This window comes from Micromonospora sp. CPCC 205739 (assembly GCF_036906795.1).
Classification (GTDB): Bacteria; Actinomycetota; Actinomycetes; order Mycobacteriales; family Micromonosporaceae; genus Micromonospora.
Genome location: NZ_JBAKHS010000004.1, coordinates 369,436 through 383,391 on the forward strand (window position 1 = coordinate 369,436; position 13,956 = coordinate 383,391).

The window sequence follows — 13,956 nt, forward strand, 5'->3', positions numbered from 1 at the left end:
TCATGAAGTTGGCGGCAGTGGAAGAGATCGACTTCGCCGCCAACTTCATGATCAGCGCAAAGGGGTCGGGGGGTTAGAGGTGGCCTAGGGATTTGAGGCGGAGGTAGGTGTCGGCGAGGGTGGGGGCCAGGCGGTCCGCCGGGGCGTCCACCACGGTCACGCCGTAGCGGGCCAGGGCGGCGCGGACGCGGTCCCGCTCGGCGAGCGCCCGCCAGCCGGCCGCCGCCGCGTAGGCGTCCTCGGGGCGGGTGGGTGCGGCGGTGGTCAGCCGGGTGAGCACCGGGTCGTGCACGGCCGCCACCACCACGCGGTGCCGGGCGGCCAGCCGGGGCAGCACCGGCAGCAGCCCCTCGCCGAGCGCGCCCGCCTCCAGCGCGGTGAAGAGCACCACCAGGCTGCGCTGCCGCTCCCGACGGAGGATCTCCCCGACGATCAGCTCGAAGTCCGTCTCCACCAGCGCCGGTTGCAGCGGTGCCAGCGTGGTCACCAACCGGCCGAGCAGCGTCGGCCGCCCGCTGCCGGTCACCGTGGCCCGGATCGCGGCGTCCGCGGCGATCAGGTCGACCCGGTCGCCGGCCCGGGCGGCGAGCGCGGTGAGCAGCAACGCCGCGTCGATCGCGGTCTCCAGCCGGGGCTCGTCGCCGACGCGCACCGCCGAGGTGCGGCCGGTGTCCAGCACGCAGACCAGCCGGCGGTCCCGCTCCGGCCGCCAGGTGCGCACCAGCACGTCGGCCCGGCGGGCGCTGGCCCGCCAGTCGATCGAGCGGACGTCGTCGCCGACCACGTACTCGCGCAGGGTGTCGAACTCGGTGCCCTGACCGCGTCCCCGGGTGACCTGCATGCCGTCGATCACGCGCAGCCGGGAGAGCTTCTCCGGCAGGTGCCGCCGGGAGTCGAACCGCGGCAGCACCCGCAGCGTCCAGGCCGGGGTGGCGGGCCGCCCGGCGCGCTGCCGGAAGGCCAGCCCCAGCGGGCCCAGCGAGCGCACCGCCAGGGCCACCGCGGGCCGGTCGCCGCGCCGGGTCGGGGTGAGCCGGCTGGGCAGCAGGGCGACGCCGCCCGCCGCCACCGGCACGACCCGCTCCGGCGGTACGTCGGGCAGGGCCCCCGCCGAGGGCACCCAGGCGTCGCGGACCTGGGCGCGCAGCGTACGGCCGGAGGTGTTGACCAGGCGCAGCGCGACGGTGGCGGTGCCGCCGAGCCGGACGGTCCGGTCGCCCTCGCGGGTGGCGGAGACCGCGTGCAGCGGCGCGGCCAGCGCCCAGTCCAGGGCGCAGAGCAGCAGCACCGCGCCGGTCATCGCGGCGACCCCGAGGAAGGGGTCCGGCCACGCCGGCAGGGTCAGCGCGCCCCCCAGCAGCAGGACGGCCGCCCGCCAGGTCATCGCGGCGTCGGCACGGTGGCCAGCACCGTGTCCAGCACCGCGTCCACCCCGACGCCCTCCAGCTCCACCTCCGGGCGCAGCCGCAGCCGGTGCCGCAGGGTCGGCCGGGCGGTGGCCTTGACGTCGTCCGGGGTGACGTGGTCCCGTCCGGCCAGCCAGGCCCACGCCTTGGCGGTGTTGAGCAGGGCCGTCGCGCCCCGCGGCGAGGCGCCCAGCTCCAGCGCCGGGGTCGCCCGGGTGGCCCGGCACAGGTCCACGATGTAGCCGAGGACGGGCTCGGCCACGTACACCCGGCCGACCGCATCCCGGGCCGCGGCCAGGTCGGCGGCGGTGGCCACCGGCCGTACGCCGGCGGCGGCCAGGTCCCGCGGGTCGAAGCCGGCGTGGTGGGCCCGCAGCACGCCCAGCTCCTCGTCCCGGGTCGGCAGCGGCACGGTGAGCTTGAGCAGGAACCGGTCCAGCTGCGCCTCCGGCAGCGGGTAGGTGCCCTCGTACTCGATGGGGTTCTGGGTGGCGGCGACGATGAACGGGTCGGGCAGCGGCCGACGGGCGCCCTCGACGGAGACCTGCCGCTCCTCCATGACCTCCAGCAGCGCCGACTGGGTCTTCGGCGGCGTCCGGTTGATCTCGTCGGCGAGCAGCAGGTTGGTGAAGACCGGCCCCTCCCGGAAGGTGAAGGCGGCGGTGTGCGGGTCGAAGATCAGCGACCCGGTGACGTCGCCCGGCATCAGGTCGGGGGTGAACTGGACCCGCTTGGAGTCCAGCTCCAGCGCGGTGGCGACGGTCCGGATCAGCAGCGTCTTGGCCACCCCCGGTACGCCCTCCAGCAGCACGTGCCCCCGGCAGAGCAGCGCGATCACCAGCCCGGTGACCACGGCGTCCTGCCCGACGACCGCCTTGGCCACCTCGGCGCGCAGCCGGTGCAGGGCGGCGCGGGCGTCGTCCGCGCCGGCGGTCGCGGTCGGGGCGGGCGCGACGGGGTGGGTCACCGGTGGTCTCCTTCGGTCGGGTGGTCGGGGGGTGCCGCGACCGTACGGGTCACCCGGTCCAGCGACCGGGCCAGCGCCAGCAGTTCGGCGTCGGAGGAGGGCTCCCCGCCGTACAGCAGCTCGTGCGCCTCGTCGGGGGTGCCGCCGGCCCGCGCGGCGACCAGCGCCGCCACCTCCGTGGGCGGGGTGGTGGCGGGCAGGTTGAGCCGGGCGGACAGCCGGTCGAGGGCGGCGGCGCGCAGCGTGTCGGCGGCCGGGCCGCGGGCGCGGGCGCGCTGGTAGAGCCGCGCCCGGCCGAGGACCGTCTCGGCGGAGCGGACCCGCACCGGCAGCGGCTCGGCGACCGGCGGGCCGAGCCGGCGGGCCCGCCAGAGCACCACGAGCAGCGCCACCAGCGCGAGCTGCACCAGAAGCGCCCAGAACCAGGCGGGGAACGCCGCCCAGAGCGGGTTCTGCCGCTCCGGCGGCTGGGCCTGCTCCTGCTCCTGGTCCTCGCCGTCGGACGGGTCGTTACCGGCGTCGCCGGGGTTCCCGGAGCCGCCCGGGTAGCCGTCGCCGGGCCGCCCGCCGTCGCCCTCACCGGTGCCACCGTCGTAGGTGGTGGAGCCGCCGGGGGTGGGCGACCAGGCCGGCTCGCCGTTTCCGGTGCCGGTGCCGAAGTGCGGGGGCGGGGCGGGGCCGTCCAGGTCGAGCCAGACCACCCGGCCGTGGCCGCCGAGCAGCCCGGTGGCCAGCGCCCGGTTGCCCCACTCGCCGATCCGGTCGTTGCGGAACGGGTCGCTGGCGCCGATCACCACCACGTCGGCCGCCCAGGGCAGGTGGACCAGCCCTCCGGAGTAGCAGGTGTCCAGGGTGGCCGCGAAGCCGCGGGGCGGGGCGTAGCGCTGGAGCTGCGCGGCGGCGGTGCCGGCCCGGGTGGCCTCGGGCAGCGGGCAGGGCACCCCGTCGGCGTCCGGGGCGACGGCCCGGGTGGCCCAGCGCCGGTCGGCCCGCACCACCGGCAGGTCCACCGACTCCAGCACCGGCAGCGACGGGTCGACCAGGACGAGCCGGCGGCCGGCGGGCAGCTTCCCCAGCGCGCCGACGGTGTCCGGGTGCAGCAGCTGCGGCACCGGTACGAACAGCGTGGCCGGCCCGGTGTCGAGCGCCACCAGGGCCCGCAGGGTGTCGGTCTCTCGCTGCACGGTGACGCCCTGCCCGCGCAGCGCCTCGGCCAGCCGGCTGCCGCCGTCGTCGCCGGTCGCCACCGGGGAGAGGAAGCCCCGGTCGGTGGCGTCCGGCTGGTCGACCTCGCGGGTGACCGCGGTGACCGTGAGCAGCACGGCGGCCAGCGCGAAGGGGAGCACCAGCCGGTGCCAGCGGCGTCGCCGTCGGGGCGGGACGGTCACGGGGGCGGCCGGCGGTGCGGCGGTGGCGGTCATCGCGGCTCCTCGGGACCGCCGGCCAGCACCCGGTCCAGTTCGTCGGCGAGCTCCCGCATCCGCCGGTCGTGCTCCGCCGAGGCGGTACGCCGGGCGTACCAGAGCTCGGAGAAGATGGTGCCCGCCGCGCGCAGCGTCGGGTCGACCGGGGGACGGTTCCGGGCCGCCGCCTCGGTCAGCTCGGTGACGGTCATGCCGGGGCGCTGCTCGACCGCCCCGCTGGCGACCAGCCGGCGGACCATGCCGCGCAGCCGTTCCCGGACCGCCTCCGCGAAGCGGCCCTCGGCGGCCAGCCGGTCGGCGAGGGAGAGCGCCGGCCCGCGGGGCGGCTCGGCCTCCTCCCGGGGCCGGGGCAGCTCCGGCGCCTCGGCGGCCGGTCGCGCCCGACGACGCCGCCGCCACCGGGACAGCCGGGGCAGCCGGAACCGTAGCCGGGGCAGTCGCAGCCGGAACCGTAGCCGGGGCAGTCGCAGCCGGAACCGTAGCCGAGGCAGCCGGAGCCGCAGCCGGGGGAGTCGGAGCCGGAGGCGGGGCAGCCGGCGCGGCACCCACGCCGGCCAGTGGTACCAGGCCAGCGCCGCCAGCGCGGCGGCCAGCAGGAGCAGCAGCGCCGCCAGCGGCAGCGGCAGCAGGTCGCCGAGCGCAGCGGTGGTCTCGGTCCACCAGCGGCTGAAGCTCATCGGTCGGCCGCCAGCAGGACGGGCTCGGCGAGGCCGGCGGGGGAGCGGGCGAGCCGGATGTCGAGGCCCTCGGTGCGCATCCGGTTGTCCAGGTGCAGCACCGCGTCCAGGCAGGCCAGCGCCGGGTAGGCGACGGCGTTCACGCCGGCCCAGACCGTGATGGCGGCGACCTGGGCCAGGGCCTGGTCGTCGAGGTCGATCAGGTCGAAGGAGTCGAGCCCGGTGAGGGCGCCCAGGGCCACGCCGACCCGCAGGATCCACCAGCCGAGGTAGCCGAGCAGCCGGACGGCGCCGGCCTGCCCACCGCCGCGTAGGGCGAGCCGCGCGGCGCGGCCGACCGCCCGCTCCACCGGCATCCGGTCGACCGCCAGGGCGGCGGCCACGGAGCCGAAGAGGGCGTACGCGACGAACCACACCGGGCCCATCAGGCCGGCGAGCATGACGACGAGGCCGACCAGGATCGCCAGGAGCAGGGTGGCGTCGTAGCGGGCCCCGCGGGGGCGGAGCAGTTCGCGTACCCCGGCGCGGCGGCCGAGCAGGGCGGCGCCGGCGGCCCGGGCGGCCGGGTTGCCGAGCAGCGTGACGATCACCGCCTCGCTCGCCGCGCCCAGCGCCAGCAGGAACCACAGCGCGGCGAACCCGTCCCCGCGCAGCAGCCAGGTGGGCGGTTCGACGCCGGCGGCCAGCCGCAGCGGGTACAGCAGCAGCTGCTCGGCGACGGCGAAGAGCAGGCCCAGCGGGAGCAGCAGCCGACCCTGGGTACGCAGCAGCAGCACGGCCGAGTCCAGCAGCTCGCCGACGGTGAGCGGGCGCCTCGGGAGCACGGCGGTCGGGCCGACGTCGGGCACGCGTACTCCTGCTCCTGACGGGTGGCGGTGGCGGACGGCGGCGCGCCCGGGGGATCATGGTGACACGCCCGGTCCGATCGGGTGGACCCGCACGCCAGGCGGCCCTGAGCAGATGACCTTCAACGGCGGTGTTCCGCGTGGGACGTGCGGTGACACCACCCACGGCAGTACCGTGCCGGGTGACGCCGATCCCACCGAACTGAACGGGGATGGAAACATAAATCCCATGAGAGCCCGGGTACTGGTGGTCGACGACGACCCCGCGCTCGCCGAGATGCTCGGCATCGTGCTGCGCAGCGAGGGCTTCCTGCCCTCGTTCGTCGCCGACGGGGAACGGGCGCTGGCCGCGTTCCGGGACAATCGACCCGACATCGTCCTGCTTGACCTGATGCTGCCCGGTATGAGCGGTATCGACGTGGCCCGGGCCATCCGGACCGAATCCGGCGTGCCGATCGTGATGCTGACCGCGAAAAGCGACACCGTCGACGTGGTGCTCGGTCTGGAGTCCGGCGCCGACGACTACGTGGTCAAGCCGTTCAAGCCCAAGGAGCTGGTGGCCCGGATGCGGGCCCGGCTGCGGCGCGGCGAGGACGTCGCCCCGGAGATGCTGACCATCGGGCCGCCCGGCAACCAGATCACCATCGACGTGCCGGCCCACACGGTCAGCCGGGACGGCGAGGAGGTGAAGCTGACGCCGCTGGAGTTCGACCTGCTGGTCGCGCTCGCCCGCAAGCCGCGCCAGGTCTTCACCCGCGAGGTGCTGCTGGAGCAGGTCTGGGGCTACCGGCACGCGGCCGACACCCGGCTGGTGAACGTGCACGTGCAGCGGCTGCGCGCCAAGATCGAGCCGGATCCGGAGCGACCGGAAATCATCCTCACCGTTCGGGGCGTGGGCTACAAGGCGGGTACCGGATAGCCTGGTCGCACCGTGACCAGCTCCCCGACCCCCCGATCCCGCACCTCCGCCGGCTGGCGCCCCGCCGCGCGGGTGCTCTGCCGTGCCCTGGTGGGGCAGGGTCTCGGCCTGGCCGCCGGCCTGCACCAGACCTGGCGCCGGTCGTTGCAGATGCGGGTGGTCACGATCACGCTGGTGGTCTCCAGCCTGCTGGTCGGCGGCTTCGCCTACCTGATCGCCAACAAGATCACGAACATCCTGGTGGAGAACGCGCAGACCGACGTGCTGCTGCGGCTGCGCAGCGGCAGCGACTACTCGGCCAAGCAGTTCAACCTCTACAGCCAGCCGCAGGAGGCCCAGCTCCAGGACACCATCGAGGGCACGGTCAACTACCTGGCCGGGGGTGACCCGCAGCAGACCAGCGGGGTGGTCGTGGCGATCACCGCCGACAGCTACGCGGGGATCATCGAGACCCGGACTTCCCCGGCGATGGACGTCCGGCCGCTGATCAGCCGGGAGCTGCGGGCCGCCGTCGCGGAGGGCAAGGTCGCCCACCAGATCCGCACCGGCCGGCTCGGCGGGCACCGGACCAAGTACCTGGTGTACGGGTCGCCGGTGCCCACCCGCTTCGGCCAGTTGGAGCTCTACTACCTGGTGCCGCTGACCCGGCAGGACGCCACCGCCGCCGACGCCCGGGCCACCGTGCTCGCCACCGGGGTGGCCCTGGTGCTGCTGCTCGGCCTGCTCGCCGCCCTGGTCACCCGCCTGGTGGTGACGCCGGTACGGGTGGCCGCCCGCACCGCCCAGCGGCTCTCCGCCGGGCTGCTCGACCAGCGGATGGTGGTCAACGGCGAGGACGACCTGGCCCTGCTGGCCGCCTCGTTCAACCAGATGGCGACCAACCTGCAACGGCAGATCCTCCGGCTGGAGGAGATGTCCCGGTTGCAGCGCCGGTTCACCTCGGACGTGTCGCACGAGCTGCGCACCCCGCTCACCACCGTCCGGATGGCCGCGGACCTGATCTTCGCCGAGCGCGACGAGTTCGACCCGGCCGTTGCCCGCAGCGCCGAGCTGCTCCAGGCCGAGCTGGACCGGTTCGAGGAGCTGCTCACCGACCTGCTGGAGATCAGCCGCTTCGACGCCGGCTTCGCCATGCTCGACGCCGAGCCGACCGACCTGGTGCCGGTGGTGCACCGGGTCGCCGACCGGCTGGCCGGGCTGGCCGAGCGGGTGGGCGTACCCATCCACCTCGACGTGCCGACCACCCCGGTCATCGCCGAGGTCGACCCCCGCCGGGTCGAGCGGGTGCTGCGCAACCTGGTCGGCAACGCGGTCGAGCACGGCGAGGCGAAGCCGGTGCTGATCACCCTCGGGATGGACCAGACCGCCGTCGCGATCACCGTGCGCGACCACGGCATCGGGCTCAAGCCGGGGGAGGAGAAGCTGGTCTTCAACCGCTTCTGGCGGGCCGATCCGTCCCGGGCCCGGCAGACCGGCGGGACGGGCCTGGGCCTGTCGATCAGCCTGGAGGACGCCCGGCTGCACGGCGGCTGGCTGGAGGCGTGGGGCGCCCCGGGGCAGGGCGCGCAGTTCCGGCTCACCCTGCCGGCCCGCGCCGGGGACCGGCTCACCACCTCGCCGCTGCGCCTGGTGCCGGCCGACGCCACGCTGCCCTTCGGCGGCCCCCGCGCCGGCGAGCTGCTGGCGATCGCCCCCGCCGGCGAGGGCGCCCTGGCCGTCGGGCCGGCCCCGGCCACCGGCGACGACCGGACGGAGGTGCGGTCGTGAGCGCGAGGAGTGAGCCGGTGTTGCGAGCCCCGCAGTCGCGAACAGGGGTGATGCCGTGATCGTCCGGATGGTGGCCCCGCGCGGGCGGACGCTGGCCGGCGCGCTCTGCGCCGCGCTGCTCGTCGTGGTCGGCTGCGGCATCCCCGAGAACACCGAGGTGCAGGTGGACGGGTCCGGGCCGGCGGTGGAGGCCGGTGCGTCCAGCTTCCGCCGCGACGAGCCGCCCGCCCGCGCGGCCGCCGGCACCGACCGGGAGATGTTCGTCCGCAACTTCCTCTCCGCCGCCGCCGGCGAGCCGGAGCGGGCGTACGCGCGGGTCAAGCAGTTCATCGCCCCGGAGAACAAGGGCCGCCTGCAGGACAAGCAGGGCAGCGAGGTCGCGGTCAACGTGGTGCGGCTGACCGAGGACCCGGTGATCACCGAGAACGCCAACGGGCTGTTCTCGGTAAGGCTGCCGGTGCAGCAGATCGGCGTGCTGCGCTCCAACGGCGTCCTGGCTCCCCCGGTGGCGACCGAGCGGGAGTACCGGTTCACCCTGCGCGGGGCGGTGTCGCCCGGGCAGCAGGGCACCGAGGAGGCCGGCCTCTTCGTCACCGACCCGCCGAACGTGCTGCTGCTCAGCGACGAGGCGCTGCGCCAGTACTACCAGACCACCGCGGTCTACTTCTGGAACTCCAACCAGACCCGGCTGGTCGCCGACCAGCGCTACCTGCCGCTGACGGTGCCCCACGAGCGGCGGGTCAGCGAGGTGGTCAAGTGGCTGATCGCCGGCCCGTCGGAGTGGCTGCGCCCGGGTGCCCGACCCCTGCCGGACCGTACCGCGCTGATCAACAACGCGATCGAGACGGACGGGCGCTGGGAGGTCACCCTCGAACTGCCGGGTGACGACAGCCGCGAGCTCGGCAAGATCGGCATCCAGCTCGCCTGGTCCCTGCCGGAGCTGGACGGCCGACTCCACCTGACCACCCGTAACCAGTCCCGAGTGGCGATCGCGGACCTCCGCCAGCACCGCCTGGCGCACCCGCTCTACCCGATCGACGACACCCCGCAGCGGTTCGCCGTCTACGACGGCGCGATTCACGCGCTGACCTTCCCGGAGGAGGCCAGCGGGGTCGTGCCGCTGGTGCCGGCCGGCAACCGCAACGTCGTCTCCGCCGGGCTCAGCCGGGTGGAGGACAAGATCTTCGCCGCCCTGGTGGTCGGCGCCCCGGGTGGCCGGCAGCGGCTGGCCGTCGGGTACGGCACCGACCCGGTGCAGGGGCTCACCCCGGGTCCGCGGACGTTCGGCGCGATCGGCCGACCGGTGTGGCTGCGCTCGCTCGATCCGGCCCAGCCGTACGGGCTGGTGGTCGCCGACGGCCAGCTCCACCGCTTCGACGACCGGGGCCGGACGATCCAGGTGCCGTTGACCGCCCCCGGCCCGGTGACGGCGGTGGCCGGCTCGCTGGACGGGCACCGGCTCGCCCTGGTGGTCGGGGGCCGGCTCTACCTGGCGGCGGTGAACCTGGACGGCGGTCTGGTCTCGGTCGGCCCGGCCCGCGAGGTGGCCACCTCGCTGCGCGACCTGTCGGCGGTGGACTGGGCGGCGGAGAACACCCTGGTCGTGGCCGGTACGGCCGATCGCTCGGCGGTCTACCAGGTGAGCATCGACGGCGCGTTGGAGACCGCGTTGGTGGCAGACGTGGGGGCCCGGGTGACGCACCTGACCGCGTACCCGACGAACCCGGTGGTGCGGCTGCCCAGCGCGCTGATCATGTACGAGGCCAACGGGGTCGCCTACCGCTACCCCTCGCCGGACACCATCCGGCGGGACCAGGTGCTGGAGGTGACGCCGCCGCCGGCCGGCGTCCGCCCCGGCAGCCCGACCGCCCCCTTCTTCCTGTACTGAGCGCGTCGTGCGGGGCGGCGGCGGGCTCTGGGCGGACCTGACCGACCTGCTGCTGCCGACCGGCTGCGCCGGCTGCCGGCGACCCGGGTCGGCGAGCCGGCGCGGGTTCTGCCCGGACTGCGCCACCGAGCTCCAAGCGCTGCGCCCCGGTCCGGTGCGCCCCACCCCGGCCCCGCCCGACCTGCCGCCCTGCCACGCCCTGGGCCCGTACGGCGGGCCGTTGCGGGAGGCCCTGCTGGCGTACAAGGAACGGGGCCGGCACGGTCTGGCCGGGCCGTTGGGCGCGCTGCTGGCGGAGGTGGTGGCCGAGGCGGTGGGCCCGGCGCGGCCGGTGTTGCTGGTGCCGGTGCCGGACACGGCGGCGGCGGCCCGGTCCCGCTACGGCGATCACCTGAGCCGGCTGGCCCGGCACGCGGCGCGGCGGCTGCGCGGGGCCGGCTGGGACGTGCGGACGGCCCGGCCGCTGCGGGCGGTGCCCCGGCCGGACTCGGTGGCGCTGGACAGCGCCGGGCGGGCCGCGGCGGCGGCGTCGGCGTTCCGGCCTCGTGCGGTCGGTGGCGGGCGGGCGGCCGGCGGCCGCAGCGTGGTGGTGCTGGACGACATCCTCACCACCGGGGCGACACTGGCGGCGGTGGCCCGCACATTGCGGGCTTCGGGAATAACGCCGAACGCGGCGGCGGTGCTCGCCGCAACGCAAAAGCGGCGCCATTGGTGACGCTTCGTGTTTCCGTTTCACCCCTTGGTGTAGGAGGTGTGAATTTCCTGAGGGTTCTCGGCAACTGGGGGTGACTGTTGGGCGAACAGGAGTTAGCGTTTTGCTGTCGGGGGTAGGAGGTTTCAAACCCACCCCCGGCGGTGGAAGGAGGCGTAGCCGTACCTGACCGGTCGACGCCGTAGGGATGCTCCCGAGGTCGGTCGACCGGATTGAAGATCAGACGACCATCCGAAATAAGGGAGGTCACGTGGACATCGTGGTCAAGGGCCGAAACGTCGAAGTGCCGGACCATTACCGGGTGCACGTAGCTGAGAAACTCGCAAAAATCGAACGCTACGACCACAAGCTCATCCGCGTTGACGTGGAGTTGTTCCACGACGCAATCCCCGCCAGTCCGACACCTGCCAGCGAGTGGAGATCACCTGTGTCTCCCGGGGGCCAGTGATCCGGGCGGAGGCCTGCACGAACGACTTCTACAGCGCGCTCGACGCGGCCATCGCCAAGCTGGACACCCGGCTGCGCCGGGCGGCCGACCGCCGCCGCGTGCACCGGGGCCGGCACGCACCGATCTCCGTCGCCGCCGCCACCGCCGGTCTGCCGGTGGCCGAGCTGGGCGCGCCGTCCGGCGGCACGGCCACCGCGGTGGCCGAACGGGCCGAGGAGCCGGCCGACGAGTACGACGACCAGCCCTGGCACCTCGCCCGGGCCAAGGTGCACCCCGCTGAACCGATGACCGTGGACGACGCCCTGTTCCAGATGGAACTGGTGGGACACGACTTCTACCTGTTCCACGACAAGGAGTCCGGCCGCCCGAGCGTCGTGTACCGGCGGCACGCGTACGACTACGGCATCATCTCGCTCGACACCTGACCCCTGTCCACCCCTCGTAGCCGGTCACGGAGTCGCGGTGGGTTCGCCCACGCACGGCTCCGTGACCGAGGCGCGGTCAGCGCGGATCGTCGGCGAGCAGCGCGTAGAGCACCGAGTCCACCCGGGCGCCGTCCGGGCCGGGTAGCCGGCCCCGCATCAACCCCTCCCGGCGGAAGCCGGCCGACTCCAGCACCCGCTGGGCGCCGGCGTTGTCCGGGCGGGTGCCGGCCCAGAGCCGGGCCAGCCCGACCTGGTCGAACGCCCACCCGGCGAGCAGCCGCACCAGCGCGCCGCCGAGTCCCCGCCGCCGCCACTCGGGCAGCAGGCTGAAGCCGAGCATGGCCTGACCGGTGGCCGGCTCGTCGTACACCAGCGCGCAGCCGCCGGCCACCGTCCCGCTCGTCGCGTCGAGTACCGCCAGGTCCGCCGAGGCGCTGGTGAGCCAGTGGCTCTCGGCGAGCGCGCAGCGCCGGAGAACCGCCTCCCGCGTGGGCGCGACCGGGGGCACCCGGTTGGCCACCACCTCCGGCAGGCCGTGCAGCCGGTGCAGCACGTCCACGTCGTCGGGGGCCAGCCGGCGCAGCGTCACCAGACCGTCGGTGAGCCGGCCGTCGGGCAGGTCGGGCAGCGCCCGGGGCGTCGGGCCGGCGGGATCGTCGGCGAGACGTACCCAGGCCAGCAGGTCGTGCCGGCCGCCGCCGCGGCTGGGGTTCGCGTCGCGGCGTACCCCCTCGTGCCGGAACCCGGCGGCCAGCGCCACCCGCTGGCTGGCCGCGTTCTCCCGGTCGGTGAGCAGTTCCAGCCGGGCGACCCCGGCGGCGAAGGCCTGCCCGGCCAGCGCGCGGGTCGCGGCGGTGGCCACGCCCCGGCCGCGCGCCCACGGCGCCACCCAGTAGCCGATCTCCGCCTGGGCCCGCGCCGGCACCGGCTGGCTCAGGCCGATCCCGCCGAGCAGCCGGTCGCTGGCCGGGTCCGCGATCGCGTACGCGGCGCCGCCGGTGGCCCAGGCCGCCGGTGCGCCCTCGGTGATCCACCACCGGGCGCTCTGCTCGGTGTACGGCTCGGGCATGCCGGAGATGAACCGCTGGGTGAGCGGGTCGGCGCAGGCGGCGGCGGTGTCCGCCACGTCGTCGAGCCGGAACGGGCGCAACCGGACCTCGTGAGACTCGACGATCTCGGGGGTCACGAGGTCATGTCCTCGGCGAGCAGCGCGCCCACCCAGGCGTCGCCCCGTTCGCCCCGGTGCTGCAACCCGCCCCGGGCGGTGCCCTCGACGGTGAAGCCGGCCTTCTCGGCGACCCGCCGGGAGGCGGTGTTGCCGACGTGTGCCTTCCACTCGATCCGGGCCAGGCCCAGCGTGGTGAAGCCCCAGGCGGTCAGCGCGGCGAGCGCGGCCGGCATCCAGCCGCGGCCTCGGGCGTGCGGGGCGGTCATGAAGCCCACGTCGGCCAGGAGCGGGTCGGCGGCGCTCAGGCGCAGGTCGATGGTGCCGGCGTAGGCGTCGTCTGCGTCGGCGATGACGAAACAGGCGCTGGTGCCGCGCGCCCAGCTGGCCCCGCAGAGGTCGAGGTACCACTCGGCGTCGCGCCGCTGGTAGGGATGCGGAACGGTGGTCCAGCGCACGGTGTCCTGGTCCTGGCAGGTCGTCACGATCGCGTCCAGGTCGCGCTCCTCCATCGGGCGCAGCCGCAGCTCGGCCCCGCCGGCGGTGGCGAAGAGGACGGGCTGCGGGCGGCCGAGGACGGCGGCCCGCCGGGCGTCGAGGGTGTCCGGACCGGCCGGGCCGGGCTCGCCCGGCGCGGGCACCTCGCCGGGGAGCAGCGAGCCGATCCAGCCCTCCACCCGGCCGCCGTCGGCCGGCTGGGCCAGCCGCAGCTCGCCGGAGACCTGGAAGCCGGCGCGCAGCGCCACCAGCCGGGAGTGATGGTTGCCGACCTCGGCCTGCCAGACCAGCCGGCGCAGCTTCAGCGCGTCGAACGCCCAGCGGGCGACCGCCCGGGTGGCCCGTACGGCGACGCCCCGGCCGCGCGCCCAGGACGCGGTCCAGTAGCCGATCTCGCCGGAGGCCAGGGCCGGGTCGATCGAGACGAGGCCGCAGGAGCCGAGCAGCTCGCCGGTGTCCGGGTCGCAGACCGCGAACGGCGCCCCGGTGCCCTCGGCCCACGCCAGCGGGGCGATCCCGTTGACGAAGCCGCGGGCGTGTTCCGGCAGGTACGGGCGCGGTACGGTGGTCCAGCGCTGGATGTCCGGGTCCTGGCAGGCGCGGTGCACGGCGTCCGCGTCGCCTGCCTGCCAGGGGCGCAGCAGCAGGCCGTCCTCGATGATCTCCACAGGCTCCATCCGAGCCATCGTGCCGGATCGTTCGCGGTGGGCGTAACCGGATAACCGCCGGCAGTGGCCACTGCCTGCGTCCTATGTCGGTTTTGTCGGGCCGGTCCGCCGCCACCAGTGACCATCGCGCCGATGGAGCGCCTACGA

At 75.4% G+C, this 13,956-nt stretch carries 11 protein-coding genes and 1 pseudogene; 5 read left to right on the plus strand and 7 right to left on the minus strand.

Annotated elements, in window-relative coordinates:
• Window positions 1–73: 73 nt before the first annotated feature.
• Genes V6U88_RS09930 through V6U88_RS09950 form a run of 5 tightly spaced genes read right to left on the minus strand, consistent with a single transcriptional unit; the run spans window position 74 to window position 5,322 of the window.
• Window positions 74–1,384: a DUF58 domain-containing protein gene (locus V6U88_RS09930; protein ID WP_334451788.1), complete on the minus strand. Its 1,311-nt coding sequence runs from the start codon at window positions 1,382–1,384 to the stop codon at window positions 74–76.
• On the minus strand, window positions 1,381–2,310 hold the full coding sequence (locus tag V6U88_RS09935; protein WP_442934608.1) for an AAA family ATPase: 930 nt from the start codon (window positions 2,308–2,310) through the stop codon (window positions 1,381–1,383). Before V6U88_RS09935 ends, V6U88_RS09930 begins: the two co-directional genes overlap by 4 nt.
• 59 nt (window positions 2,311–2,369) lie before the next feature.
• The gene (locus tag V6U88_RS09940; protein ID WP_334451791.1) at window positions 2,370–3,794 is read right to left on the minus strand and encodes a DUF4350 domain-containing protein; all 1,425 of its coding nucleotides are present in this window, start codon (window positions 3,792–3,794) and stop codon (window positions 2,370–2,372) included.
• A complete protein-coding gene (locus V6U88_RS09945) occupies window positions 3,791–4,474 on the minus strand; it encodes a DUF4129 domain-containing protein (protein WP_334451792.1) in 684 nt (227 codons plus the stop codon). The genes V6U88_RS09940 and V6U88_RS09945 overlap by 4 nt, the downstream gene beginning before the upstream one ends.
• Window positions 4,471–5,322, minus strand: coding sequence for a hypothetical protein (locus tag V6U88_RS09950; RefSeq protein ID WP_334451793.1), 852 nt, complete (start codon window positions 5,320–5,322; stop codon window positions 4,471–4,473). The genes V6U88_RS09945 and V6U88_RS09950 overlap by 4 nt, the downstream gene beginning before the upstream one ends.
• A gap of 226 nt (window positions 5,323–5,548) precedes the next feature.
• On the opposite strand from V6U88_RS09950, the gene mtrA reads away from it, so the two are divergent.
• From mtrA to hpf, 5 genes and pseudogenes are all read left to right on the plus strand, one after another.
• Window positions 5,549–6,238, plus strand: coding sequence for an MtrAB system response regulator MtrA (gene mtrA, locus V6U88_RS09955; RefSeq protein ID WP_154939275.1), 690 nt, complete (start codon window positions 5,549–5,551; stop codon window positions 6,236–6,238).
• Between the two features lie 150 nt (window positions 6,239–6,388).
• Window positions 6,389–8,005, plus strand: coding sequence for an MtrAB system histidine kinase MtrB (mtrB, locus tag V6U88_RS09960; protein WP_442934609.1), 1,617 nt, complete (start codon window positions 6,389–6,391; stop codon window positions 8,003–8,005).
• 67 nt (window positions 8,006–8,072) lie between these two features.
• Complete coding sequence (locus V6U88_RS09965) at window positions 8,073–9,893, plus strand: LpqB family beta-propeller domain-containing protein (RefSeq protein ID WP_334451928.1); 1,821 nt, start codon at window positions 8,073–8,075, stop codon at window positions 9,891–9,893.
• A 7-nt stretch (window positions 9,894–9,900) separates the two neighbouring features.
• A complete protein-coding gene (locus tag V6U88_RS09970; RefSeq protein ID WP_334451794.1) occupies window positions 9,901–10,608 on the plus strand; it encodes a ComF family protein in 708 nt (235 codons plus the stop codon).
• A 247-nt stretch (window positions 10,609–10,855) separates the two neighbouring features.
• Window positions 10,856–11,478 (plus strand): annotated as a pseudogene (hpf, locus tag V6U88_RS09975) (ribosome hibernation-promoting factor, HPF/YfiA family).
• A 76-nt stretch (window positions 11,479–11,554) separates the two neighbouring features.
• Here the strand turns inward: hpf and V6U88_RS09980 are convergent.
• Window positions 11,555–12,664: a GNAT family N-acetyltransferase gene (locus V6U88_RS09980; RefSeq protein ID WP_334451796.1), complete on the minus strand. Its 1,110-nt coding sequence runs from the start codon at window positions 12,662–12,664 to the stop codon at window positions 11,555–11,557.
• The gene (locus V6U88_RS09985; RefSeq protein WP_334451798.1) at window positions 12,661–13,818 is read right to left on the minus strand and encodes a GNAT family N-acetyltransferase; all 1,158 of its coding nucleotides are present in this window, start codon (window positions 13,816–13,818) and stop codon (window positions 12,661–12,663) included. The genes V6U88_RS09980 and V6U88_RS09985 overlap by 4 nt, the downstream gene beginning before the upstream one ends.
• Between the last annotated feature and the right edge of the window lie 138 nt (window positions 13,819–13,956).